Source organism: Pseudochelatococcus sp. G4_1912, from assembly GCF_047501465.1.
GTDB lineage: Bacteria > Pseudomonadota > Alphaproteobacteria > Rhizobiales > Beijerinckiaceae > Pseudochelatococcus.
On record NZ_JAZDRL010000002.1, the window covers coordinates 1,059,171 to 1,082,639 of the forward strand.

The 23,469-nt window shown below is 52.0% G+C and carries 27 protein-coding genes; 10 read left to right on the forward strand and 17 right to left on the reverse strand.

Features of this window, described 5'->3' with window-relative positions; all coding sequences use genetic code 11:
- Nucleotides 1-145: 145 nt before the first annotated feature.
- From VRZ32_RS12070 to motA, 17 genes are all read right to left on the reverse strand, one after another.
- Nucleotides 146-1,087 (reverse strand): SPFH domain-containing protein, encoded by a 942-nt coding sequence (locus VRZ32_RS12070; protein ID WP_414525967.1) that lies wholly within the window; start codon nucleotides 1,085-1,087, stop codon nucleotides 146-148.
- A gap of 263 nt (nucleotides 1,088-1,350) precedes the next feature.
- A complete protein-coding gene (gene fliP / locus VRZ32_RS12075) occupies nucleotides 1,351-2,142 on the reverse strand; it encodes a flagellar type III secretion system pore protein FliP (protein WP_414526209.1) in 792 nt (263 codons plus the stop codon).
- A gap of 14 nt (nucleotides 2,143-2,156) precedes the next feature.
- On the reverse strand, nucleotides 2,157-2,678 hold the full coding sequence (gene fliL, locus VRZ32_RS12080; protein WP_414525968.1) for a flagellar basal body-associated protein FliL: 522 nt from the start codon (nucleotides 2,676-2,678) through the stop codon (nucleotides 2,157-2,159).
- Nucleotides 2,679-2,709: 31 nt separating this feature from the next.
- Nucleotides 2,710-3,450 carry a flagellar basal body L-ring protein FlgH gene (flgH, locus tag VRZ32_RS12085; protein ID WP_414525969.1) on the reverse strand — a complete coding sequence of 247 codons (741 nt, stop codon included), beginning with the start codon at nucleotides 3,448-3,450 and terminating at the stop codon, nucleotides 2,710-2,712.
- Nucleotides 3,447-4,088, reverse strand: a complete 642-nt coding sequence (locus tag VRZ32_RS12090; protein ID WP_414525970.1) for a MotE family protein — start codon at nucleotides 4,086-4,088, stop codon at nucleotides 3,447-3,449. Before VRZ32_RS12090 ends, flgH begins: the two co-directional genes overlap by 4 nt.
- Entirely contained in the window at nucleotides 4,085-5,182 is a 1,098-nt protein-coding gene (flgI, locus tag VRZ32_RS12095) for a flagellar basal body P-ring protein FlgI (protein WP_414525971.1), read from the reverse strand. The genes VRZ32_RS12090 and flgI overlap by 4 nt, the downstream gene beginning before the upstream one ends.
- Nucleotides 5,182-5,658 carry a flagellar basal body P-ring formation chaperone FlgA gene (flgA, locus tag VRZ32_RS12100; RefSeq protein ID WP_414525972.1) on the reverse strand — a complete coding sequence of 159 codons (477 nt, stop codon included), beginning with the start codon at nucleotides 5,656-5,658 and terminating at the stop codon, nucleotides 5,182-5,184. The genes flgI and flgA overlap by 1 nt, the downstream gene beginning before the upstream one ends.
- 283 nt (nucleotides 5,659-5,941) lie before the next feature.
- Entirely contained in the window at nucleotides 5,942-6,733 is a 792-nt protein-coding gene (flgG, locus tag VRZ32_RS12105; RefSeq protein ID WP_414525973.1) for a flagellar basal-body rod protein FlgG, read from the reverse strand.
- Nucleotides 6,734-6,950: 217 nt separating this feature from the next.
- Nucleotides 6,951-7,265 (reverse strand): flagellar hook-basal body complex protein FliE, encoded by a 315-nt coding sequence (locus tag VRZ32_RS12110; protein WP_414525974.1) that lies wholly within the window; start codon nucleotides 7,263-7,265, stop codon nucleotides 6,951-6,953.
- A gap of 2 nt (nucleotides 7,266-7,267) precedes the next feature.
- Nucleotides 7,268-7,705, reverse strand: a complete 438-nt coding sequence (gene flgC, locus VRZ32_RS12115) for a flagellar basal body rod protein FlgC (protein WP_414525975.1) — start codon at nucleotides 7,703-7,705, stop codon at nucleotides 7,268-7,270.
- Nucleotides 7,702-8,094 (reverse strand): flagellar basal body rod protein FlgB, encoded by a 393-nt coding sequence (gene flgB, locus VRZ32_RS12120; protein WP_414525976.1) that lies wholly within the window; start codon nucleotides 8,092-8,094, stop codon nucleotides 7,702-7,704. Before flgB ends, flgC begins: the two co-directional genes overlap by 4 nt.
- Before the next feature lie 386 nt (nucleotides 8,095-8,480).
- Complete coding sequence (locus tag VRZ32_RS12125) at nucleotides 8,481-8,942, reverse strand: hypothetical protein (RefSeq protein ID WP_414525977.1); 462 nt, start codon at nucleotides 8,940-8,942, stop codon at nucleotides 8,481-8,483.
- 4 nt (nucleotides 8,943-8,946) lie between these two features.
- Nucleotides 8,947-10,050, reverse strand: coding sequence for a flagellar biosynthesis protein FlhB (gene flhB, locus VRZ32_RS12130; RefSeq protein ID WP_414525978.1), 1,104 nt, complete (start codon nucleotides 10,048-10,050; stop codon nucleotides 8,947-8,949).
- Nucleotides 10,051-10,202: 152 nt separating this feature from the next.
- Nucleotides 10,203-11,234: a flagellar motor switch protein FliG gene (locus tag VRZ32_RS12135; RefSeq protein WP_414525979.1), complete on the reverse strand. Its 1,032-nt coding sequence runs from the start codon at nucleotides 11,232-11,234 to the stop codon at nucleotides 10,203-10,205.
- A 160-nt stretch (nucleotides 11,235-11,394) separates the two neighbouring features.
- A complete protein-coding gene (gene fliN, locus VRZ32_RS12140) occupies nucleotides 11,395-11,781 on the reverse strand; it encodes a flagellar motor switch protein FliN (protein ID WP_414525980.1) in 387 nt (128 codons plus the stop codon).
- Between the two features lie 131 nt (nucleotides 11,782-11,912).
- Complete coding sequence (locus VRZ32_RS12145) at nucleotides 11,913-12,839, reverse strand: flagellar motor switch protein FliM (protein WP_414525981.1); 927 nt, start codon at nucleotides 12,837-12,839, stop codon at nucleotides 11,913-11,915.
- A gap of 2 nt (nucleotides 12,840-12,841) precedes the next feature.
- Nucleotides 12,842-13,735, reverse strand: a complete 894-nt coding sequence (motA, locus tag VRZ32_RS12150) for a flagellar motor stator protein MotA (RefSeq protein ID WP_414525982.1) — start codon at nucleotides 13,733-13,735, stop codon at nucleotides 12,842-12,844.
- A gap of 331 nt (nucleotides 13,736-14,066) precedes the next feature.
- Between motA and VRZ32_RS12155 the strand changes: the two genes are divergently transcribed.
- The 10 genes from VRZ32_RS12155 (at nucleotide 14,067) to fliQ (ending at nucleotide 23,399) form a co-directional block, all read left to right on the forward strand.
- Complete coding sequence (locus VRZ32_RS12155) at nucleotides 14,067-15,506, forward strand: DUF1217 domain-containing protein (protein WP_414525983.1); 1,440 nt, start codon at nucleotides 14,067-14,069, stop codon at nucleotides 15,504-15,506.
- Between the two features lie 10 nt (nucleotides 15,507-15,516).
- Nucleotides 15,517-16,245, forward strand: a complete 729-nt coding sequence (gene flgF / locus VRZ32_RS12160) for a flagellar basal-body rod protein FlgF (protein ID WP_414525984.1) — start codon at nucleotides 15,517-15,519, stop codon at nucleotides 16,243-16,245.
- A 26-nt stretch (nucleotides 16,246-16,271) separates the two neighbouring features.
- Nucleotides 16,272-17,822 (forward strand): flagellar protein export ATPase FliI, encoded by a 1,551-nt coding sequence (gene fliI / locus VRZ32_RS12165; RefSeq protein WP_414525985.1) that lies wholly within the window; start codon nucleotides 16,272-16,274, stop codon nucleotides 17,820-17,822.
- 113 nt (nucleotides 17,823-17,935) lie between these two features.
- Nucleotides 17,936-19,204 carry a flagellar hook protein FlgE gene (locus VRZ32_RS12170; RefSeq protein WP_414525986.1) on the forward strand — a complete coding sequence of 423 codons (1,269 nt, stop codon included), beginning with the start codon at nucleotides 17,936-17,938 and terminating at the stop codon, nucleotides 19,202-19,204.
- A gap of 32 nt (nucleotides 19,205-19,236) precedes the next feature.
- Nucleotides 19,237-20,667: a flagellar hook-associated protein FlgK gene (gene flgK, locus VRZ32_RS12175; protein WP_414525987.1), complete on the forward strand. Its 1,431-nt coding sequence runs from the start codon at nucleotides 19,237-19,239 to the stop codon at nucleotides 20,665-20,667.
- A gap of 4 nt (nucleotides 20,668-20,671) precedes the next feature.
- A complete protein-coding gene (locus VRZ32_RS12180; protein ID WP_414525988.1) occupies nucleotides 20,672-21,715 on the forward strand; it encodes a flagellar hook-associated family protein in 1,044 nt (347 codons plus the stop codon).
- A gap of 108 nt (nucleotides 21,716-21,823) precedes the next feature.
- The gene (flaF, locus tag VRZ32_RS12185) at nucleotides 21,824-22,171 is read left to right on the forward strand and encodes a flagellar biosynthesis regulator FlaF (RefSeq protein WP_414525989.1); all 348 of its coding nucleotides are present in this window, start codon (nucleotides 21,824-21,826) and stop codon (nucleotides 22,169-22,171) included.
- Between the two features lie 6 nt (nucleotides 22,172-22,177).
- Complete coding sequence (gene flbT, locus VRZ32_RS12190; protein WP_414525990.1) at nucleotides 22,178-22,576, forward strand: flagellar biosynthesis repressor FlbT; 399 nt, start codon at nucleotides 22,178-22,180, stop codon at nucleotides 22,574-22,576.
- 30 nt (nucleotides 22,577-22,606) lie between these two features.
- Entirely contained in the window at nucleotides 22,607-23,005 is a 399-nt protein-coding gene (gene flgD, locus VRZ32_RS12195) for a flagellar hook assembly protein FlgD (RefSeq protein ID WP_414525991.1), read from the forward strand.
- A gap of 124 nt (nucleotides 23,006-23,129) precedes the next feature.
- Nucleotides 23,130-23,399: a flagellar biosynthesis protein FliQ gene (gene fliQ, locus VRZ32_RS12200; RefSeq protein WP_414525992.1), complete on the forward strand. Its 270-nt coding sequence runs from the start codon at nucleotides 23,130-23,132 to the stop codon at nucleotides 23,397-23,399.
- Nucleotides 23,400-23,469: the final 70 nt, after the last annotated feature.

Below are 23,469 nucleotides of genomic sequence, written 5' to 3' on the forward strand. Positions count from 1 at the left end.
TAGCGGCCCGACCAGCGTGACAACCTGTTCGATTACCCTACGTAACCGTAACACCCACGCAGGATTGTAATCGGCGCGCTCCCGATTCGGCAATGCAGGCAATATGTTGCCTCAGCAAAAGCTGCCGGTGCATGATAATTTAAGGTCATGACTTATGGTTTGCGCCAATATTGAGCACAGGCGAGGCATCTTTGTCCGAGACAAGGACAGTGAGGATGTTGCTGATCATGCGGGCTTTTTCCAGATCATCGTAGAGCACGCCTTGTTCGGCGAGTGTCTTTGCTGCTTCAACAGCAATACTGACGGCGCCTTGAGCAATGATTTCGCGGGCTGCAATCACGGCTGATGCCTGCTGTGGGCGCAGCATCGCCTGTGCAATTTCCGGCGCATACGCAAGATGCGTAAACCGGGCCTCGTCAACCACGATGCCAGCTGGTGCAAGGCGTTGCGCTACTTGATGGGTTAGCTCGCTGACAAGGAGGTCGCCACCATCACGTAATGAAACGACCGCTGCAGGTTCGGGGGTGGGAGTGGCTGCTGGTTGTGCCAGGTGCGCCGACCAGTTGTCATAGGGATAGCTCCCGGCCAGATGACGTAGACCCGTCTCAGCCTGCGAGCTGACAAACTGCCGGTAATTGTTGACCTGTAACGCAGCGCGGGCAGCATCAAAAACACGCCACACAACCACAGCTCCAACCTCAATGGGGTTGCCGGAGCGGTCATTCACCTTGAGTGGGCCTACTTCCTCTGTTTGGAGGCGTCGTGAAAGAATAGCGCGGGAAAACAGGGGGATTGTCCAGCGAAGACCGGGGGTGTCGTCTGTGCCGATGTAGGCGCCAAACAATTGCAATACCGCAGCTTCATTGGGCTGCAGCGAATAGGTACCGGATAAGGCATAAAGCGCCAATACAGCCAGCACCGCATAAATGCCAATCGTGCTGAAATTCGGCCCGCCAGATGAGAATGGCCGAGCCAGCTCCAGAAGCCCCAAAGCAACCGCTCCGATCAGAAGCGCGAGGCTCACAATCATTGCAAGATAACCATTGAAGGCCAGTGCAGGACGATCGGTGATGGCTGGCTTGGTCATGAAGGCTTCCCCGCTTTTTATGGCGAATTATAACATTTTATATTTGAGGCTAGCATAAATAGCTTTTTTAGCTGGCGGGAAAATGGGAGTGAAAAACAGCTCTCAAAACCTGAAGGGTAAGCTCGTCTGGCGTTTCTGATGGGTGACGGCTAGCGCATAGTTGAGGTGAGCTAGACCGATGAGACCTTCAGGCTGTTTTTGATTGGTGTATTTGCTGGCGGGAGGCGCATTAATCAGCGCTGTTGAAGCGGTTTGGTCGATCATTAAAAAAACGATCGCACCAGTCCGCTTGTTAGCAAGTTCCAGCCATCAATAAGGATGAAGAACAGCACCTTGAACGGCAGCGCCAGTACTGTGGGAGGCATCATCATCATACCCATCGACATCACCAGCGTGGCGACAATCATATCGATAACGAGGAATGGCAACGCGATCAGAAAGCCAATTTCAAAGCCTCGCCGCAGTTCTGAAATAAGAAACGCAGGGATCAGTACACGTAACTCAACCTGCTCGACATTGGGGTCTTGCTGGTTGGGTGTGGCACCCTGTTGAGGCGTTTGCGCAGGGGGTGGGAAGTTGATTTCTGCTAGATCAGCAAACAGACGCAAATCCTTGTTGCGTACCTGTGATAGCATGAACTCGCGAAATGGCTCGGTGATTTCCGTGAATGCCTGCTCTTCAGTGATGCGGTTTTCCATCAACGGCACCACACCACCCTGCCAGGCACGATCAAACGTTGGAGACATGATATAGAACGTCATGAACATTGCGAGTGTGGTCATCACAATGTTGGAAGGCGTGCTCTGCATGCCAAGGCCAGAGCGCAAGAATGATAATGCAATGATCAAGCGTGTAAAGCTTGTCACCATAATCAACAGACCTGGTGCTACCGACAATACGGTCAGCAGTGCAGCAATCTGGATAATCCGGCCCGCAGCAGAAGCATCTCCCTGTGGGATGAGTGCTGAAAGATCGGGAATCTGCGCAAACGCAGGAAGCGTCAGCACAGGGAGTAGCAGCGCTGACAAAGCAAAAGCTGGCCAGGAAAGGCCCATCAAACGGCGAGGATTCACTGAACAACTACCGTTTCAAGAATGAGCTCGCGCACTTTGCCTTCCGAGCGAATGGCCACCCGGTCGCTAAGATCCTCACGGAGGTTCTGCAAGCCTGAGGGACCTTGAAGTTGGGCGAGGGTTACGGTGCGCATGAAGGTTAGAAGATCCTGCGAAATTTCAGCAGTGAGTATGGCTATCAGATTCTTGTCTTCGCCTACTTCTTTGGGAACTACAAGCGAAGATTCAATTTTAATGAACACTGAATCTGGAGACATCAGATTGGTGGTGATGGGTTCAAGCTGCACTAACGTGATGTCGTCGGTGTAATGTTTAGGTGCAGGCCCGCTATGGGAAGAAGCTGCCTGCTCCTCTTTCCGTGCGATATTCTTCTCGATGCTGCTCGACATAAGAAAACCGATGCCGCCGCCTAAAAGAATAGCGAGCAATGTCAGCACGACGATCGCCATGATGATGGTGCGCGCGCCCCCCTCTTGTGGTGGAGCAGGTGGGTTTTCGACAACGGTTACGTCAGACATGTTCCCATCACACGAATTCGAGCAAAGAGTATTAGAATGGTGTCAGGTTATCATAAAGCTGCTGGCCAATAGCTGGCTGCTGAACTTCATTCAAGCGGCCGCGTCCACCGTAAGAGATGCGGGCTTCTGCGATTTTCTCATAGGCAATCGTGTTATTCCGTGAGATATCGCGAGGCCGAACGATGCCGGCGATGTTTAGTAGCCGCACCTCATAATTCACACGTACCTCTTGCGACCCACTGACTAGAAGATTGCCGTTCGGCAGCACTTCCGTCACGACGCCTGCAACCGAAAGTCTGAGTTTTTCAGAGCGATCGATGGTGCCTTCACCCTTGGAGCGCGAATTTGATGTGATACTGCCGTCACCTGATAAGCTGGTGGTGTGGCTGGGAGTGCTGAAACCCAGATCTAGCCCAAGGTTTGCACTTGAGGCACGCTTGCGCTCAGAGGTGTTGTCAAACGATGCCTTGTCGTCAATGGCAATAATAACCGTGACGATATCACCGACATTGGTAGCTCGCGGATCCTGGAAAAGTGATTTACCCTGCTGCCCCCATAGCGAATGATATGCGTGGCCATTCCACGTGGGAAAGTTGCCTGGCAGGGGGGCGCGTTCTACTGAAAGACCAGTGCCGACTGGTGTCATTGGTGGCTCACGGCCAACATCTTGCATGGCCGTACATCCGCCCATCAGAGCAGTTCCTATGGTAAGGACAATGCCGAGTGGCCAGCGTACGCGTGTTGCAAAAGGGGAGGGCAATTGCGATGTCATTTTGGCCTCGCCTTGGTTTGGGCTGTCCGCTTAAGGACACCGGTGATGACGCTTGTTAGATGGGCTGCGCGTCCTGGTTCCATCTCGTTGAAGATGGCGCTGGCAGCGCGGGCATCGATTTTTGAAAGCAATGCGACAGCTGCATCGTCCTGCATTGCAGCTATCTGGGCTGCTGCTGCGTCAGCGCGCATACGTGAGTATATGGAAACAATCCGCCCCTCTGTCCGATCAAGAAATTCTTGTCGGCGCTTAAGCCAGAGCTCTGTCTCAGCACGTTTTTCTTCAAGCTTGGCTGCGCGGTCTTCCAGGTCCAGGCGCATGGCTTCAAGGGTTTTTGCCTGCCATGCAAAGCGTGCATCCGCTGCGACATCAACCACTGCTTCGCAATACGGATTGGGCTGAGGCGCTTCTGTGCCAGTTACCCCCTCCGTGTTTGCAACAGTAGGGGGCTGCGCAGGAGCTGTTGGGGCAGGGGTGGCCCTACCTGTCGCAGCAGCGCCTGCAGCTGGAGCTGTCCGCGATCCTGTTGCTTGTGCAATGACAAGAGGCTTTTCATTTGCCGACGCAGCCTCTGCCGCCAGGGGAAACATTATCCCCAGCGCCACAGTAAAGGCTTTGATTGCATCCGTTGATATCATTGAACGATAAGATCCGCTTGTAGGGCGCCTGCTGTTTTGATCGTTTGTAGAATAGAAATGATATCTGTTGGCTTAAGACCAATCTGATTAAGCCCGCGCACCAGTGATTGCAGGCTTGTACCTGAGACGATGGAGAGATGGCCATTCTGCTCATCTGCAGAAACCATTGTGCGTGGCTCAATGACCGTCTCGCCATCGGAGAATGGTGCGGGCTGTGAGGTCTGCGGCAGTTCTGTTACGCGCACGGTCAGGTTGCCATGCGTGAGAGCGACAGTGGAAATCGTAACATCCCTGCCGATGACAACCGTGCCCGTTCGCTGATCTACGACCACCTTTGCGGAGGTATCCGGCGTTATCATCAAATTGCCAATGGCAGCCATGAAGCGCGCTGTGTTGACTTTAGCTGGGCGCTGAACCACCACGCTGCGCTGATCCCGAACCTGTGCAGTTGGCGCTTTGAAATGCTGACGTGTGTAACGATTGATTGCATCAGCAATGCGCGTTGCGGTGTTGAAATCCGGGTTACGCAGCTCAAGCACAAGGACGCCAATATCATTGAAACGCCCCGGCAACGGACGTTCAATCAGCGCACCATTAGGAATTCTGCCAGCTGTTGGAACGCCCTGGGTTAGGCTTTCAGCCTGTCCGGCGACAGTAAAACCCGAAACTGCAATTGGACCTTGTGCTACGGCATAGTTCTCCCCATCGCCTCCCATGAGGGGGGTAATCAACAGGGTGCCGCCTTTCAGTGATTGTGCGTCGCCTAAAGATGATACGCTAACGTCGATGCGTGTACCTGTGCCCGTAAATGCCGGAATATCAGCTGTGACCATGACGGCCGCTGTATTGCGTGTGCGCAGTGTTGAGTTGCGCACGTTGATGCCCATGCGCTCCAACATTGATTGCAGGGCTTGCTCCGTGAAGGGTGAATTACGCAATGAGTCGCCAGTACCTTGCAGGCCGATGACAAGGCCATAGCCGATAAGCTGATTATCGCGAACCCCTTGCAAGGTAACAATATCTTTGATGCGCGTATTAGCCAGTGCAAAGCCGGCGTTAAGAACGAACAGTGCTGCGAGAAGTATTCTCAGCATCAATGGCTCTCCCCGGCGCGCAAGCTGCCATCTGATTGTACTGTGCCGTAAACGACGAGGCCGCTATCGACATTTCGGGCTTTGATGACTTCGTTTAGCTCGCCAGCTTGCAGAGGGGAAACAAGTGTTACCATTGACAGCCCTCCGTCCTCAAAAATGAGCTTCGTTGGCACGCCTTTCTGCACGAGCTTGGCATTTTCGACAGCATTCTGGGGAATGGCCAGGCCGGGTATGAGTGAGCGACGTGCAACCTTGCCGATCAGCGCTTCAGCGGAAGTGGCGTATCCACCGCGTACGGGGCGTAGTTGCGCAAATTCGCGCTCATCTACCATGTCGTTCTCAATCACATCCCCCGCGTAAATGGTGACCGTGGGCGTTGCATACGTGCCCTTTTCTTGCGCCTGTCCCGGATGGGAAACCGCGAGAACCGCTCCTAAGCAAAGAAGGATTCTGCAAAAAGCAGATACGCGAAGCATGGCAACATCCAGACACAAAGAAACCAGAACACATGGTAATGAGATCGACACATGGTGCCACCGCATAACCGTGAAGCACTCAAGGCTCAGGAACGATGTCCCGATTTAGAGCTTTTATCCCCGAAGGTTTAAGTACCCTTGCTTGATGCTAAAAACCTAGTAGAAAAACCGCATGAAGTTCCTAACCTATTTACAAGTGAAGCGCATGGCATTCAGCTAGTAAAATTCGCCAGATCAACATGTTAAATCGCGGTTCAGTCAGACAAGACCAAACCGCGATGACTTAGCGGATACCCTTGGAGATGGTTGCCAACATTTCATCGCCAGCCTGGATCACTTTCGAATTCATCTCGTATGCACGTTGAGCGCTGATGAGTTCTGTGATTTCCTTTACCGGATCAACGTTTGAGGCTTCAAGGTAACCTTGTTTGATTGTGCCAACACCGGGATCCCCTGGAACAACAACGATAGGAGCGCCCGAAGCTAGCGTTTCGCGAAACAGGTTGCTCCCCACAGGTGCAAGACCAACATCATTAGGGAAGGTTACGAGATTGAGTTGACCTAGTTCTTCAGGCGCAGCATTATTTCCACGCAGCGCATGAACCTGTCCTGCATCGTTGATTGTGACCTGAACAGTATCCTCAGGTATTTCACCGATAGGTGACTCGATTTGATACCCATCCAAGGTTACCAGCTGTCCATTTTCGTTTTTGTTAAACGCACCAGCGCGGGTGTAGAGAATTTCATCATTCGGGCCCTGGATCTGAAACCAGCCACGCCCCACAATTGCCACATCAAAATCGTTACCGGTCTGCGTTAGCGATCCCTGCTTATGGACATTACGGATAGCGCTTATGCGTGTACCAACGCCAAGCCGTGAGCCTTCAGGAATTGTACCTTCAGTTGTTTGATTGGGTACGCCTGGCACTCTGAGGTTTTGGTAGAGCAGATCAGAAAACTCAGCCCGTGAGCGTTTAAAACCAGTTGTGTTGATGTTCGCGATGTTATTCGCAATCACCTCGACATTGGTTTGCTGCGCTTCGGCACCCGTTGCGGCAATTGCCAAAATGCCCATGAGAAACTCTCCCAACAAAGCTTCTATCAAGCGGATCCAGAAGCCGGACCCATGATTAAAATGAAGCTGTAATCATCAAACTCAGCAGGTAAACGCTTCTCAAGAATGAGTTGAGGTACCCGTCAGAGTGAGCCCAAATAGTATCTCTTGCGAACCGATATTCCGGTGTGAGAAGAGCTACCGTTTGCGGGCCACTATGGCGCGAAATCAATGCATTCTAGATCGCCATTCGGCTGATTTCCTGATAAGCGGCCACGACTTTGTCGCGTACAGCCATCGTTGTCTGTAATGATCGCTCGGCAGTCATAATGGATTCTACCACCGCCTGCGTTGACATACGGCCTTCAATACCAGCAGCTGACGCTGCTTCACTGGCACGCAGTTTGTGCGCCGTATCTGTCACCAATGAACCAAGTACTGAGGCGAAATCAACAGCAGCTGAAGCGGCTGTTACAGCGGCGTGGGTTTTTCCCGTAGGCGCAAGCCCCGTGACGTTACCCACAACGTCAATAGCATTGATAGCTCCAACCATTGTTAAGTCCTTAGAAGGTCAATCGTCATGGACGACAAGGTGCGGGTAAATTTGATCATCTGTACATTTGCGCTAAATGAGCGGTTGGCTTCCTGCATGTCGGCCAACTCAACCATCACGTTGACGTTTGGCGTTTTTACAAAGCCCTTCTCATTCGCGGCAGGATGTCCTGGCTCATAGCGGATATTAAATGGTGTGCGGTCCACACCGATGTTCCGTACGCTGACAAGCTCAGCATCCAGATTACGATCCATCTCTTGCTTGAAAGTTACGGTCTTGCGAGCATATGGATCGCCATCTGGAATTGAGGCAGTGGCATCAGCGTTAGCGATGTTCTGGGCAACCACCTGCATTCGTGCAGACTGCGCCCGCATAGCAGAGCCGGCGATTTTCGTTGAAATCTCAAGCGCGTCTCTATTCTCAAGAGGGGAAATGATCATCCGGGTCCTCTAGCGCTGGTGAGAATGAACTTGTGAAAGCTTTTCACGATGGATGTGTTGAGGCTGTATTGCCGCGAAACCTCGCCGGCCTTCAGCATCTCTTCCTCGATGTTTACCGAGTTGCCTGAGTGGAACACGCCCCAATTATTCTTGGTGTCGTTCCGCGGGCGAGCCGTGCGTAAATTATCCGAACTCGTACCGAGATGACTGCTTGATGTTGCGGTCATTTCGAGTGCGGTTTTGTCCATTGTTGCTGAAAAGGGCTCAATGTCCTGCGCGCGAAACCCTGGTGTGTTCGCGTTAGCAACGTTCCTCGATAATACCGCCTGGCGTGAAGTAAGCCAGTTGGCTTGCTTTGATGCCAAATCGAACAGGAATATCGGATCCATGCCTAGCTCCTGATACAAGAGCCTGTTTTCCAAATGTTTTAGGGAAAACATCTCTGTCATTTCGGGACTGGGGCACGTTCAGGGGCGCGGAATAACCACTAACTGAAAGTACACCACCATCCACTTTCAGACAGTAGGTGCATAACCTTGTCTGAACCTGTCGCATTCGCGCGTGCTTGTTCAGATTGTGGGCGTTAGGAGTGGGACATCATACCGGGTCGCAATGACTGAGCAAATTCAAGCAAGGAAGAGTATATGGCCAGAGGCCTCTTACAGTGCATCATTTGAAAAGCTGAAGGGGTATAATTATAAAGCTGCGTACCAAAAAACGGATACCGTTTTCCGGGTAAATTAATGAAAAACAGCGAGATAAGCCGCCCGGTGTTCTAATGACAGAAAGGGGGCTGAGGAGAGATAGTATCTTGGGGAGATGAGCTGTTAAAGCGATCATAAATCCGGGCCTCATATAAGGCATCGGATAATTGGCTTAGTGCTATCGACGGTGATTTATTTTCTAACTTGGTACCCGCCAGTGAAACGCCAACAAAGTCATCTTCAATGTGCAGCAAAAAAGGCACAAGCACGTGCTTATGGGAGAAACGCATATCAAGCGAGATCGCTGGCACGGTATTGTAACGCTCTGTCAAGCGCGAGCTAAAAGCATAACAAAGTGTGCCCGGTTTAAAAAACATCTCTGATGACGATTCAATGACGTCGTTAATATTATTGTGATTTGCGTTGATGACGTTTTCAATCAAAAATGATTTATCGATCAGACACAGGTCAGCAATGAACGACTTAATATTTATACATATTAAGCGTTCTGCCTCACGAATGTTGCTTGCCAATCGCCTATTCATTGTTTGACGGTGTCCTGTTGACCGATGGAGTGGCACCATTCCGCTGATACAGGTAGTAGAAAAGTTGCGCTACAGCCTTGTAAAACTCGGGCGGAATAGATTTGTCGATCTCAACATGATCATACATGGACCTTGCCAGAGCCTTGTCTTCAATGAGTGGTATATCGTGCTTTTGTGCAATTTCACGGATTGAGAGCGCAATCAGGTCCTTGCCCTTGGCCAAAACAACAGGCGCGCCACCTTCTTCCGGCAGATAACGCAGCGCAATCGCAAAATGTGTGGGGTTGGTGACAACCAGTGAAGCATTCGGAACTTGATTCATCATGCGCTTTCTCACACGGTCCATTGCGATAGCGCGCATGCGTGCCTTCACCAACGGATCGCCGTCTGATTGACGCATCTCGTCCTTGATTTCCTGACGTGACATCTTCAGATCGCGCCGCCATTTAAATCGCGACCACACAAGATCAGCAGCCACAAGCAGCACAGTTGCGACGCAGATTGCCGATACAAGGCGCATCGCTAGTCCAAGCATGATCTCGGGCACACGGCTCGGATCGCTGAACAGTGCATTCACAACCTCATGCTGCTCAGAGTTCAGCAGGATAGTGCAGACAATGGTGATAATGAGCAGCTTTGTGACTGATTTTGCAAACTCAACCTGGCCTTGCAGGCCGAAAATGCGCTTGAAACCACCCAGAAGCGAAATGCGTGACCATTTAGGTTCAATGCGATCAGGTGTTATACGGGGAACGTTCTGCAGCACCGAAGCGAGAATACCGCCAACCATCAAGATGCAGACGATAGGAAATAGAAAGCCCCCCACACTGATTGCAACAAGCTGCAAGAGCGAAACAGCATCCGGACCGCTGTTCAATCTTATGGATTCTGGCGCATCGATAAAAAAAGTCAGGAAGCTGTTAAGGACCGCAACCGAGTTATATAGAAATAGGTAGAGGATGACGCAAATGCATCCAATAGAGAAAAAAACAGCCATCTCCCGCGACTGAGGTACGTTACCTTTCTCAAGCGCGTCGTGTATCTTTTTCTCGGTAGGTTCTTCGGTTTTGCTGTCAGGATCGGTTGAATCTGACATCTGTGTATCCAGTCCCCAATCCGTTATTCCTTATTATAGCATTTCCGCTTTCATGATGCGGTGGAATAAGAAGCTCTGTAAATGCTTGCACAAGAACGCAAGAAAACAGATCCAAGAATTGCATGATAGCAGATATCGTGCACCCTCATGCGCTATTGCATGAAGGTATCCTGATCATTGTCGGATGCCAGATCGATTTCTCCGCGACCTGCCATATCAAGGGCGAGATCGGTAATCGCACGCCGGGCTTCCAGAACTTCACGCTGCGGAACAGGTTGGCCACTTGCCAGCTCGCTTTCGACAGAACGACGTGAACGTGCAGGGAGGGCGCTGAGTACAATTTCGCGATACTCCGCATCAGTACCACGTAGCGCGATGATGATCTTGTCGCCCGGAACAGCATCGAAAAGCGCCGAACGTGCCGCTGGTGTAAGCTTGACAATATCGTCGAAGGTGAACAGAAGCCCTTTAAGGATTTCTGCCGACTTTGGACGATCATTGGCCAAGCTCTGCAGCATATCTTCCATATTATCGCGGTCCATCTTGTTAATGATGTCCGCCATCTTTGCGTGTGTATCAGAGCCCATGTTGCGGGAGAAGTTCGTCATGAAGTCTTCATGCAACGTACTCTCGATCAAGCGCATGACTTCATCGACGATCGGTTTGCAAGCCAACATCCGTCGGGTCACATCATTGCGCAGCTTGTGCGGAAAATGGGTCATAACCTTTGCGGCGCAGGCCGGTTTTACGCGTGAGAGGATAAGCGCAATCGTTTGCGGATGCTCTCGAAGCAAATAGCTCGATAGAATATTTTCCGAGACACCGGAAATACGTTCCCAGATAGACTGGCTGGAGTTACCCAGAACGTCTGCCATGATGTCGGCGATTTGCTCTGCCGGCAACACACCGGTGAGCAATTTTTCGACTTCGTGCGCGGTGCCGAATAGTTGCGCTCCGGCCTGGAACTGCGCTGAAAATTCCTCAACCAGACGTGTTTGTTGGGCAGGCGGTATCGAGCCAAGTGCCGCCGCTGAACGGGTGATCAGCTTGATTTCTTCAGAAGTGAAATGTTGAAGAAGGCGTCCCGCTGTCGGATTACCAACCGTCAAAAGAAGAGCCGCAACCCGATCCACGCCCGTGGTCAGGGTCATCGTTTTGCGGGTTGGCTGTCCTGGGACGCTCATTATGCTTCACCGATCTATCGCTTCAGGTTGTTTAGTAGAATGCTGATTACAAATCTGAAGGTTCAATAAGGGCTAGAATAGCTCACCTGCTCAGTGCGCTATCCACTCTCATTCTTGTAAACCCCCGTTATCCGGGAGATGCTTTATTTCGCAGTATCTATCAACCGCCGAGATCATCGGTCGAGGGGCCAACAATTTCTGTCAGCTGCACGCCAAAGCGTGAGTTGTCATCTTCTACAACAACAACCTCTCCGCGTGCGATAACACGGCCGTTGACGACGACGTCTACAGGCTCGCCAACGCGATGATCGAGGGGTACGACTGCACCTCTGCCTAGCTTCATCAGTGCAGCAACTGGCATTGTAGCCGAACCAAGCACGACCTGAACGAGAACAGGAATGCGCTTGATCGTATCGAAATTGCGTGCCTCGCTGCTGGCACTTGGCTGATGATCATCTTCTTCGAGAGGTGAAAAACGATGCTGGGAATAGACCTGCGCATCTGCGCCATCGTCACCCAGGTTCTGATCGTCTGCATCGTTGGACATCGTGTCGTATTTCCATTCAAACGAAGTGGTTGCGGATTCTCGTAAGCACTGCCGAAAAGGTATAATGCGATGCCTGATTTGACTGTGGTCTCATCCGTCATGCGCGTTTACCAACCGTAGTTTCTAAAAGCTCACTGCTTGAGGATATCTTGAATGATATCCTTCTTATTATCGATGATTTCTTCGATGCGCAGGCTATAGGCCCCTTCGGATTTCCCCAGAAAACATTTGAAAAGTGGCTCATCCTCACTTTCCAGGGTAACCAGGGTCTTTGGGCTCGCCTGCAGATGAATTGTTTGCCCTACTTCGAGGCTGGCGATCTCTTCAAGTGTGAGGTAACGCTTCTCAAGGACTGCCTTGAGCGAAACCTCTGCGCGCTGCACTTCGGACTCAATCTGTTTGCTCCAGCGCGGGTCACGTACCGTGGGCTCGCTAGCAATGACGCGCGATAGATTTTGACGCATTGGCGTCAGCGCGGATTGCGGAATGAGTACAAATATCTCACCACCGCGGTTCAGCGACTGCACCAGAAACTTCGCAACAACAGACTGGCTGTTGCGACGGCCGATAACCGCGAAGTCCATGCGCGTTTCACACCGTTCAAGCTTGAACTGTGTATCAGTCGCCAAGGCAAATGCCGTGCGCATGGCTTTGCCAATTTGCTCGAACATCATGCTAGCGATCTTCAACTCAATCGTTGAGAATGCGCGCTCATCGTCAACCGGAGGTTCTGTGCCGTCTGCTCCAAGCAGAACTTCCATCATCGTGAAAATGAAATCACGATCGAAGCCCACAAGCACCTGGTTGTCCCATTGGACAGCCTGGAACACGCCAGCGATAGCATTTGATTCGTAAAGCTCGAGAATCTCGTTGATGCGTCCGCTTTCGATTGCGCTTAGCGAGCAATATGCGGGAGAGGCCGCCAAGTGGCGAAAACCATCAACCCATATGGTGGCCATACGATCAAAAATGACATGAAGCATCGGTAGCCTGTCCAGAGACAGACCAGCAGAATCCAGGAGGCGGTCTCGCGTCTTGCCATCGGGCGCAGAGTTCATTGTTAAGCGGCCTCTTGCTGCTGATCACCGCCTGCTGAACGGCCACCCGAATTCAACATTTCATTTTCCACGTCATCAATCGAAGGACGTTCATACGAACTGATCGATTTACGACCATGTTCGAGCGCCACTTGAGGCATTGCACCATTCATGAAAGCAAGCAAGGTTTGTTTCACAATCAAGTACGGTTGGCACTGCTTTTCACGTGTAGATTTAATTTTGGCCGCCAAGGGCGCAAAAATACCATAGGAGGCAAAGATGCCCGTAAAGGTGCCCACTAGCGCTGCTCCTAAAAGACCTGCGAGCAATGAAGGCGCCTGATCAATTGCCCCCATGGCCTTGATGATGCCCAGCACGGCAGCCACAATACCAAGCGCGGGAAGGCCCTCCGCAATGCTCGTCATACTGTGGTAAGCCTTCAGCTTATTGCGGCGGATGGTGGCAATTTCCTCATCCATCAACGCGTCGATTTCATGCGGCTTTGCATTACCGATGATAATGAGACGAACGTAGTCACAAATATAATTCGTCAGTTCTTTATTGGCGAGGACGGTTGGGAAATTCGTAAAAATTGGAGAGTTGTAAGGATCGTCAACGTGGGTTTCGATCTCATTACGAGGGCGTGTGCGCACCATACGGGTAATGGCAAACAACAAACCCAGCAACGCAAGATGGTCTTTTTCTTTCGGCACCTTGCCAAGCAAGGCTTCCATGGTGGCGCGTCCGGTATCTTTTTGAACGCTCAGCGGATGAGCAACAATAAATGCGCCTGCAGCCATGCCAAAAATGATGACGAATTCCCACGGTTGCCAGATAACGCCAACATGACCGCCCATGGCCATGAAACCACCGAGCATCGAGCCTATGGCCACGAGCAGACCAATAATAAAACCCATAGACTATACTCCTTGCCCAATGCTTTCACAGTCAAAGCATTCCGTCGCCCAAATTATCGCGAACGACCTGATGGATCCTCTTTAACTATTTTATGCAGCCATTTGAACAGAAAGGGATGCGTAAAATTGTAGATAAACCGAGCATTTCCGGCACAGCAGAATAGGCACGCAAGCTTGCGTGAGGCTAGGCATCTTTTGTATTGCAATAACAAAAAGGCTGGGCAGCTACGGGAAAGCTTGGTAGTTTAAATCAGGAAGACGTAATTGGTAATGTGAGGAAACTGGTAAGTTTTCTCGCCCCTGCAGGCAGTATGTAGTGTGGAGGCTGATTGTGGTTGGATTGCAGTCTTCATTTTTAAACTATCAGCTCGTTGTGCGAGACCTTCCGAAGGCATTGGAGCGTAAGGCTGCAGAGCCAATTGTTGCGCGCGATATCTCTCGCTTTACAGAGGTTGCCTCAGGAATCCACACTGTTGATGATCTGTTTGAGGATGACCGGACATACGGTTTTGCCGTGAAGGCCTATGGCATGGATGAGCTTGCCTATGCCCGCGCGTTAATACGAAAAGTTATTAGCGAAGGCACTGGCGAGAGCAGCTATGCGGGGAGATTGCAGGACAATCGATACCTTGCACTTGCAGGCGCGTTTCAACTCACTGAGGGTGGCGGAGCGGTAACTGTTATCGAAGCTAAGGGCGATGTCGTGGCTCAGCGCTATCGTGAGAACTACTCTCAAGTGGCGACGAGAGCTGTGGCGCGCATCGAAGATGATGTCGTTGCCTATAAAGCCGCAGTCAAGAACATCACAAATTTTGATGATCTTGTGAACAACGATACGGCGCTTATCTTCAGCTTGCGTGCAAACGGTCTTGATCGTTTTGTAGGGCAGCTGGATGAGGTGCGTAAGGTTGTTTTGGGTGCCGCAAACAAGTTTGAGTTTGATGATTCAACTGAGGCATGGCATTTCGACGAGTTCCGTGCGACATTTGGTATTAAAGATGGCGCTGTGAACTATCAGGATATTGTGGTCGATCGCTTCCGTCAGGCTGTGCCTAAATTCGGCGAGACCTTGACAGCTAAGCTCGATGAACATCTTGCAGCCTTTAATAATGGATTGGCGAAAATTGAGACCGTCGATCAGCTTATGAAGAATTGGGATGTTCTCTCAATCGGATTGCGGGCTTATGGGCTTGAAGGATTGATGGGTAATAAAACTGCCCTGGCAGCAGCCTTAAAGGGCGATAGCAACGCCCTGCGGTTCACGAATGCCGATGAAAAGGCGCGCTTTGCGCTACTCCAGGCAGCTTTTTCTTTTGATGCCAAGGGAAATGCAACGACGGCCAGCGTCGTAAAAGACATTGATGCGACTGTTAAGAATTATCTGCAGCAGACGCTGGAGCTTGATCTTGGCGCAGAGGACAACAATGTCCGCCTTGCACTTAACTTCCGGCGCCGCGCTTCAGAAATTAAGTCGGTTTATGACATTCTGGCCGATGGTGCGTTGGCAGAGGTTATGCGTACGGCGTTTGGTATACCGGCTGAGTCAGCCGCCGCTGATATCGATGCACAGGCGCGCATGATCAAGAGCAAGATCAATATCGAAGACTTCCAGGATCCCGAGAAAGTTGAGAAATTGATTTCCCGCTTCCTTCTGTTGGTTGATGCGCAGGCAGGTGCAGCTGGCTCGCCTCTTCTGTCGTTATTCGACGGCAGTGCCGATAACGGCGACAATATCTATGACCTGCTGCAAGCGCGCGCGAATTTACGGTGATGAGGGTAGTATGCAATCAGCACTTTATGTGATGCTGTCCGGCCAGGTATCGCTTGAGCGCAGCCTGAAGTCGGTTGCTAATAATATTGCAAACGTTAACACGGCCGGCTTTCGCGCCGAGGGAACAACGTTTGAAAGCGTGCTCTCCATGACGGGGCGAGTGCCGACAGAATTTGCGGGCAGCGGTAAGGAATTTTTGACGCGCACTCCCGGCCCTATGACACCAACCGGCAATCCGCTTGATGTGGCTGTTAAAGGTGATGGCTGGCTCGCGATCCAGACGCCGTCAGGCGTGCGCTATAGTCGTGATGGCCGCATGATGATGAATGACATGGGTGATATAACATCAATCAACGGCCTTCCTGTGCTTGATCAGGGCGGTGCGCCGCTTGTTGTTAACCCGGCAGCAGGTGAAATTGCCGTTGCTGCAGATGGATCTGTCTCGCAAGGCGGCGCTCTCGTTGGCACAATTGGCCTATTCCAGATTGCTCCGGGCGCTGATCTGCAACGTGGGAATGATGGTTCGGTATCAGTGGATGTAGCCTTGGTTGCACCAGTTGATGACTTTGTCACCTCTGGTGTGGTGCAGGGATATGTGGAAGGCTCAAATATTAGCCCTGTGGTTGAGATGACGCGCCTTATCGATGGTCAGCGCCGCTTTGAAAATACATCTGCCGCCAGCAACGCTATTGGCGATACTTTTAGTAGCGCCATTCGCGACCTCGGACCGGCATCCTGATTATTACAATCATTGATTGAAAACGCATGAGCACCATTGCCGAGACCCCGTCTTCCAGCCCACCAGTTTCCGGGGCGGGTGATGTCAATAACCCAGATCTCGACAGCTCTCCTGCCATTCAGGATTTAGCGGAGCAGATATCTGGTCACGCCAATCCGAGTGATGAAGGGGGCGCTGCAAGTGCCGCCTCTGCTGATGTGGCGCCTGCTTCAGGAAGGCATCGCTCCGGGAAAGCCGCAGCTGCGAATAAGCGCCAGCGTAGTTCACTTGCGAAACTGGAAGAGGCAGTTCTTGCGTGCGAACAGCAGACCCCATTAGTGCGGCAGGGGGGGGCGATTAATGAAATCACCACCAGCTATTGCCGTGTTGTTGGTCTCTCCAAGCAGATTCGACTTGGTGATCGCGTCGTGTTCGAGGAGGGCGGATTACCGGGCGAGGTCGTGCGTATAGATGAGTCGGGCGCGACCATTAAGCCGTTTGGCAATCAGATTGAAGCTAATTTAGGCTCAGGTGTTTTCCGTCAGGGTGCAATGACAGTACGGCCTGACTACAGTTGGAAAGGTCGCGTGCTCAATGCATTTTGCGAGCCGCTTGATGCTGTTGGCACGCTTGGACTTGGGCCACGTGAGATGCCTGTCGATGCGCCACCGCCATCAGCCTTGACCCGTGCGCGCGTTGATATGCCGTTACGCACAGGCGTGCGGATGATCGATCTGTTTACCCCTCTTTGTTTTGGGCAGCGCATCGGGATTTTTGCGGGTTCAGGTGTGGGTAAGTCTACCTTGCTCGGTATGCTGGCGCGCGCTACCGGGTTCGATACTATCGTGGTGGCGCTTGTCGGTGAGCGTGGGCGTGAAGTCAGGGAATTTCTGGAAGGGCCTCTGGCGGGTAATCGTACAAGATCGATTGTCGTCGTTTCTACGGGTGATGAGAGTCCGATGATGCGTCGGATGGCGCCGCGCACGGCAACTGCGATTGCGGAATATTTTCGTGATTGTGGCGAATCCGTTTTGTTGATCATCGACTCCGTTACGCGCTATGCGCATGCGGCGCGTGACGTTGCGCTAGCTGCTGGAGAGCCGGCGGTGGCGCGTGGATATGCGCCAAGCGTTTTCAGCGATCTGCCGCGTCTACTGGAACGTGCGGGGCCTGGTGCAGAAGGTACAGGTACAATTACTGGCATATTCTCCGTGCTGGTGGATGGCGATGATCATAACGATCCGGTCGCAGATAATATTCGCGGCACGCTGGATGGCCACATCGTGCTTGAAAGAAGCATTGCAGAGCAAGGGCGCTATCCTGCTGGCAACGTGCTGAGTTCGATTTCGCGTTTGGCTACGCTATCGTGGACTAACGAGCAGCGAAATCTGCTACGCCGAATGCGGGCCATGATTGCGCGTTTTGAAGATACGCGCGACCTGCGTCTTATAGGCGGATATCAGCCGGGGCTGGATGCTGAACTGGATCAAGCGGTAGCGCTTGTGCCACGTATTTATGAAGCATTGCGGCAGGATATGGATGCGCCGCAGAGTGAAGATCCATTCCAGGAATTAGCGAATGCTTTGCGCCCGAGCTGATCGGAGCAGTTAAATAAAGCATCGCTAATTGCTAATCTTGCTGGATGGTGAGCCTCGCGCAAGGCAGCTGGTGTTTATTCGTTGTGCATGAGAGATCGGCAACGGAGATTACAATGGGCATAATGCAGACCAGTGTATCGGGAATGAAGGCTCAGGCTAACCGGCTGAGCGCGGTTTCCGAGAATATCGCTAACGTATCTACCGTCGGCTACAAAAAATCCTCGACTGAATTTTCAACGCTGGTGCTGGCGTCAAACAAGAACAGCCACAATGCTGGCGGTGTTGAGACGCATGTCCGCCGCTCTATTGCGCTTTCTGGCGGCACGATGGGCACCAACTCAGCAACAGACCTTGCCATCAACGGTAATGGCTTCTTTGTGGTTGAGGATGCCCGCGGGAATACATTCCTGACGCGTGCAGGATCATTTGTGCCTGATAGCGAAGGTAATCTGGTCAACAGCGCTGGCTTTTACCTGTTGGGCTACAGCATGGCGAATGGCGATCCCAGTGTGACGCTGAACAGCCTTCAGGGGCAGGAGCGTATTAACGTCAATAGTGTGAGCATGCGGGCAACGCCATCTACAGAAGGCACGTTCTCTGCAAACTTCGATGCACGTGCCCCTGCCGTTGTGCCTACAGCTGGTCCACCACCAGTGGATCTACCGTCTGCTAACCTGGCGAGTTCAGCGTACACGTCTAAATCCTCCCTGGTTGTCTATGATAACCTTGGCGGCGCAGTGAAGCTTGACCTTTACCTTACCAAGACTGCCGATAATAACTGGGAAATCGCGGTTTTTGATCAGGCAGATGCAACGGCTGGCGGTTTTCCGTATGGCGGGGCGGGTTTGTTAGGTAGCCAGGCGCTGGCGTTTGATCCAACGAATGGCAGTATCCTTGCCGCTCCTGCAACGTCCATCAATATAACCGTGCCAGGTGGTCAGCCTCTAACCATTGATCTGAAAGGGCTTACACAGCTCAAGGCTGACTTTACGCCGTTGGTTGCAACCGCAAACGGTAACGCTCCTGGTGCCGTTTCCGGCGTTTCGATCGGTGCGAATGGTATTGTCGCGCTCACGATGGAAGACGGTAGCATGAAAAATGCCTACCGAATCGCACTCGCGAACGTTCCAAGTCCTGATCTTCTAACGCCGCTATCTGGCAACGTGTATTCGGCCAATCTTGAGTCAGGCTCGGTATTCGTTGGCTTCCCCGGAACAGGAAGTCTGGGCACCATTGCTGGATCAACGCTTGAGCAATCAAACGTCGATCTTGCTGAAGAGCTGTCGACCATGATCGAGTCCCAGCGCAACTACACCGCTAACTCGAAGGTATTCCAGACAGGCTCGGATATCCTCGACGTGCTGGTAAATCTCAAGCGCTGATATGACCGCGAGATAATTGGAGCCTTGAAGCCATGAGTTTGAACACCGCCCTCAATACGGCGCAGATGTCTCTCGGTGCGACCGCGAAGCAGATCTCTGTTTCCGCACGCAACGTGGCGGGTGCGGATGATCCAAACTATTCACGTAAACTGGCGCCGTTGGTTACTACCAATGGCGTCGGGCGTGTATCGGGCCCAATTCGTGCGTCTGACCCGCGGTTGTTCGAGCGCTATCTCGATGCAACCTCGGCATCAGCACGGGATCAAGCGATGCTGGATGGTTTCACGCGTCTTGCATCTACAGTGGGCGATACAGCCGCTGGCACGTCGCTGGTTGCGCGTTCGGGGCGTATGATTGATGCGCTGCAAGAATATGCAAACGCTCCTAACGATGCCAATTTAGGACGCGCGCTGGTCAGCGAGGCCAAGGATCTCTCACGCGCGTTGAATGATGCCGCTCGCTCAGTCGAAGGGCTTCGGATTGAGACAGAATCTGAGATCCACTCCTCTGCTGACCGTGTGAATAAGCTGCTGGCAGATTTTGAGAAACTGAACACCCGCATCACGCAGGGCACGTCGATTGGCCGTGATGTGACGGATGATCTGGATCAGCGCGATAGCGTGCTGGCACAGATTGCATCCGAAATCGGCGTCTCAACGGTTGCTCGTGCCAATAATGATCTGGTGCTCTACACCGACGGTGGCGTGACGTTGTTCGAAAAAACAGCGCGCACAGTTGAAGTGGTGGAAACGACGCCTGGCGAATTACACGTGTCCATAGATGGCGTGCGTGTGACGGGTGACGCTTCTCCAATGCCATCCAAGAATGGACGACTGGTTGGTCTTGCTAACCTGCATAGTGAAGTGCTGCCGGAGTATGCAAGGCAGCTCGATAATGTTGCTTTTGGGCTGATTAGCGCTTTCAAGGAGGTTGATCCTGCGGCTGTAGGTCCCGATCTTGCGGGCGTATTTACGAATGCTGGTAGCGCAACGCTTCCCACAAGCGCGACCCCTGCTCCAGGTGACAGGCCAGGGTGGCTTGCTGCTTCTATCGCAGTCAATACAGCTGTTGATCCTGCTGCGGGTGGTGATGTTCAGAAATTGCGTGATGGTATCAATTATACCTTCAATACAGATAGCAGCGCCTCATTCTCCGGCCGTCTCTTCGGTATGCTGACGGAGGTTAGCGGTAAACAGGCGGCGTTGGGCAATAAGACGCTACTTGAATATGGCGCTTCAACAGTAAGCTGGCTGGAAGGTGAGCGCCAGTCAACGGATAGTGCGAGTAAGGCCAATACGGCTGTATTGCAACGTGTGAGCACATCTCTGTCGAATGCGCGCGGTGTCGATGTGAACGATGAAGCTGCAGTGCAGCTGCAACTGGAGCGGTCATTCGCTGCTTCGGCACAATTGATCTCCGTCATCGATAATTTGTTCAAGACCCTTCTGGCGATTGTGAGGTGATGTCATGAGCAGTAATTTCGTGTCGACCTTCAATCTGCTTAATGGGCCACGTTTGTTTGCTAAAACTGCACAGGCGCAGGTTGCGCGATTGCAGCAGGAGTTGGTTACCGAACGCCATAGCGATGTGGGCCTTGTTCTTGGTAATCGTACTGGACGCTCAACGCTTCTATACCAAGAGATGAACCGTATCGATTCAATGGTGACATCCAATGGGATGACATTGGGCCGGTTGGGTGCAACCCAGACGGTTATTTCAGATTTGCGAACGGCGGCAGATACCTTCATGGCAACACTTGTCGGTTTGCCGGGGAATGCCACGAGTGCTGAAACAGTCCGCGGCGATGCGCAGCGTAATCTTCAGATGTTGGTCGACAAGCTGAATTCTGCCTTTGCCGGATCACAACTTTTCGGCGGTGAGAGGACGGATACACCACCTGCGACGAATGCAACGGGTGTTGTAACAACAGCGTTTGAAGCTTATCGGCTGACGCTGCCACCGATACCTCCGGCCGTAACACCGCCAAGTGTGGAAGAAGTGACAGCTGCACAGACAGAAGCCTTCCTCGCCGGCGATTTCGCTGCCGAGTTTGACGATGCTAACTGGACTACGAATTGGTCCTCAGCTTCAAGTACGAATATTCGCAGCCAAATTTCGTCGACCGAGACGTTAACCACGTCTGCGAACGCAAATGATGAGGCGTTCCGGTATATGGCGCGTGCTTTCAGTGCAATTGGCAGTTTGCCTGCTGATAAAATCAACGAGAACGCTTTCAAGGCGGTTGTTGATTATGCCATGCGGCAGCTGGGTGAGGCAGTTAATGGTTTGACTGTGATGGAGGCCGATTTTGGCTCAACGCAAGGGCGGGTCAAAACTGTCAATGAGCAGCTGACTGTGCAGCGCACGTTCCTGAATAACAGTCTTGTCTCTATGGAGGGTGTGGATCCATACGAAGCTAAGGTCAAGATGGACGCTTTGGAATTGCAGATAAGCTTGTCATTCTCGCTAACCTCGCGTCTGCAGAAACTGAACCTTCTGAACTTTCTTTAAATATATTCAGTGATGTGAGTAACGCATCACTGAAAGTTAGGCATCAAGCACGTGAATTGAGCGTCTTTAGCCACAAGGCAAGGCAAGCTCTGGATAGGGTGAGAAACAATGTACATGCTTTCATATGGTGAGATGCTGGAGAATGACCCTCAAGAGGTGCGCTCGAATGAGAAGCAGGCTTTTGATATCGTCATTGATCTGCTGGAAGAGGGCGCTGAAAAGGGCGTTGAATCTCCGGAAGCCAAGCTTGCTATCACCCGTGTTACGGAGCTTTGGCAGTTTCTGATAGATGATCTGATCCACCCTGATAATGCTTTGGCTGATGATTTGCGTGGCTCTCTGATTTCAATCGGAGGCTGGATCCTGCAGGAAGCGCAGCGAGTACAACACGGTGAGTCCGAAGATATTTCGGGCATTATCAGCGTGAACAAGCTCGTGCGCGATGGATTAAAGTGAGGTCCCATGCGCCTGAGCTTGAAAGCCGGTGAACGAATTTTCGTCAATGGTGCGGTCCTTCGGTCTGAACGCCGCGTGACGATTGAGCTGCTGAATGATGCGACCTTTCTTCTTGAATCGCATGTCATGCAGCTGGAGGAGGCTAAAACGCCTCTTCGACAGCTTTATTTCATTATTCAGTCGATGCTTATCAACCCAGCGGCAAGCGCAACGACCAAGGAAACGGTCCTGACGCTCATCCCGCCGATGTTGGCAACCTATCGGGACGAGGATGCCTTGAAGGGGCTCGTGCAGATTCGTGAGTTGGTGGAAGAAGACCGCCCATTCGATGCACTGCGCATTCTGCGCGGGTTGTTTTATCTGGAAAGTGATAGCAGCCAACTGGAAATCAGCAAGGTTGCGTGACGATATTAGCTGTTATGAAGGAGACTGACGATGGGAGCTGCGATCGAGGGTATTGGCTATACACCCACGGCAAGAACGACCGAGCCAGCGTCAAAGACCTCACTCGATTACACGGCGTTTTTGAGGCTCTTCACTGAGCAGCTCAAGAACCAGGACCCAACTGCACCGATGGAAGCTACGGATTCATTAGCGCAGTTGGCGACATTCTCGCAGGTTGAGCAAAGTGTAATGACGAACAAGAAGCTGGACTCGATCCTGTCTTCGCAGTCGTTGTCGCAGGCCAGCAGTGTGATTGGTCGCACTGTAACCTCTGGCGATGGAACGGTTTCCGGCAAGGTTTCCTCAGTTTTCCTTGGTGATACTGGCCCGGTAGCAGTGCTTGAAGGTGGCAATACAGTGCCGCTTGGATCCGGTATTTCGATTTCGTAAAGAAGAGAGTCTGTTGAGAACGCCAGTAAGGGACTTGTGCTGGTCGGGGGGATAGTGTGCTGTCCTTTGAGGCGGGCTTGCCCGGAGTTAATGGTGTGTATGGATATGACGGGGGCAAACAAGTATGAATGAGGCCGACGCTCTCGATCTCGTTCAATCTGCCATCTGGACAATTCTGATGGGCGCAGGCCCTGCAGTAGGGGCTGCCATGATTGTTGGCCTCGTTATCGCATTGTTTCAGGCGTTGACCCAGATCCAGGAAATGACGCTGACCTTCATTCCGAAGATCGTCGTTATTTTAGCTGTTTGTGCTCTAACGGGTTCTTTCGTTGGCTCCCGGATTTATATGTTTACCGAGCAGGTTTACGGAAGGATTGTTACAGGGTTTGAATGAGCAGTTAATGCCTGATATGCCCCTGTTGCGTTGTTCAACCTCACATGCCCCGGTCGCCACTGGTGGAATG

Bases quoted from the DNA above. Each gene is read 5' to 3' on its own strand.
- fliI (WP_414525985.1), top strand. From the start codon at position 16,272: ATGAGCACCATTGCCGAGACCCCGTCTTCCAGCCCACCAGTTTCCGGG.
- VRZ32_RS12110 (WP_414525974.1), bottom strand. From the start codon at position 7,265: ATGGTTGGAGCTATCAATGCTATTGACGTTGTGGGTAACGTCACGGGG.
- motA (WP_414525982.1), bottom strand. From the start codon at position 13,735: ATGGGTTTTATTATTGGTCTGCTCGTGGCCATAGGCTCGATGCTCGGT.
- flgH (WP_414525969.1), bottom strand. From the start codon at position 3,450: ATGACATCGCAATTGCCCTCCCCTTTTGCAACACGCGTACGCTGGCCA.
- fliQ (WP_414525992.1), top strand. From the start codon at position 23,130: ATGAATGAGGCCGACGCTCTCGATCTCGTTCAATCTGCCATCTGGACA.
- fliL (WP_414525968.1), bottom strand. From the start codon at position 2,678: ATGTCTGACGTAACCGTTGTCGAAAACCCACCTGCTCCACCACAAGAG.
- VRZ32_RS12180 (WP_414525988.1), top strand. From the start codon at position 20,672: ATGAGCAGTAATTTCGTGTCGACCTTCAATCTGCTTAATGGGCCACGT.
- flgB (WP_414525976.1), bottom strand. From the start codon at position 8,094: ATGGATCCGATATTCCTGTTCGATTTGGCATCAAAGCAAGCCAACTGG.
- flgI (WP_414525971.1), bottom strand. From the start codon at position 5,182: ATGCTGAGAATACTTCTCGCAGCACTGTTCGTTCTTAACGCCGGCTTT.
- VRZ32_RS12170 (WP_414525986.1), top strand. From the start codon at position 17,936: ATGGGCATAATGCAGACCAGTGTATCGGGAATGAAGGCTCAGGCTAAC.
- fliN (WP_414525980.1), bottom strand. From the start codon at position 11,781: ATGTCCAACGATGCAGACGATCAGAACCTGGGTGACGATGGCGCAGAT.
- flhB (WP_414525978.1), bottom strand. From the start codon at position 10,050: ATGTCAGATTCAACCGATCCTGACAGCAAAACCGAAGAACCTACCGAG.
- VRZ32_RS12135 (WP_414525979.1), bottom strand. From the start codon at position 11,234: ATGAGCGTCCCAGGACAGCCAACCCGCAAAACGATGACCCTGACCACG.
- VRZ32_RS12145 (WP_414525981.1), bottom strand. From the start codon at position 12,839: ATGAACTCTGCGCCCGATGGCAAGACGCGAGACCGCCTCCTGGATTCT.
- flgA (WP_414525972.1), bottom strand. From the start codon at position 5,658: ATGCTTCGCGTATCTGCTTTTTGCAGAATCCTTCTTTGCTTAGGAGCG.
- flgK (WP_414525987.1), top strand. From the start codon at position 19,237: ATGAGTTTGAACACCGCCCTCAATACGGCGCAGATGTCTCTCGGTGCG.
- flgG (WP_414525973.1), bottom strand. From the start codon at position 6,733: ATGGGCATTTTGGCAATTGCCGCAACGGGTGCCGAAGCGCAGCAAACC.
- flbT (WP_414525990.1), top strand. From the start codon at position 22,178: ATGCGCCTGAGCTTGAAAGCCGGTGAACGAATTTTCGTCAATGGTGCG.
- fliP (WP_414526209.1), bottom strand. From the start codon at position 2,142: ATGGGCCTTTCCTGGCCAGCTTTTGCTTTGTCAGCGCTGCTACTCCCT.
- VRZ32_RS12070 (WP_414525967.1), bottom strand. From the start codon at position 1,087: ATGACCAAGCCAGCCATCACCGATCGTCCTGCACTGGCCTTCAATGGT.
- VRZ32_RS12090 (WP_414525970.1), bottom strand. From the start codon at position 4,088: ATGATATCAACGGATGCAATCAAAGCCTTTACTGTGGCGCTGGGGATA.
- flgC (WP_414525975.1), bottom strand. From the start codon at position 7,705: ATGATCATTTCCCCTCTTGAGAATAGAGACGCGCTTGAGATTTCAACG.
- flaF (WP_414525989.1), top strand. From the start codon at position 21,824: ATGTACATGCTTTCATATGGTGAGATGCTGGAGAATGACCCTCAAGAG.
- flgD (WP_414525991.1), top strand. From the start codon at position 22,607: ATGGGAGCTGCGATCGAGGGTATTGGCTATACACCCACGGCAAGAACG.
- flgF (WP_414525984.1), top strand. From the start codon at position 15,517: ATGCAATCAGCACTTTATGTGATGCTGTCCGGCCAGGTATCGCTTGAG.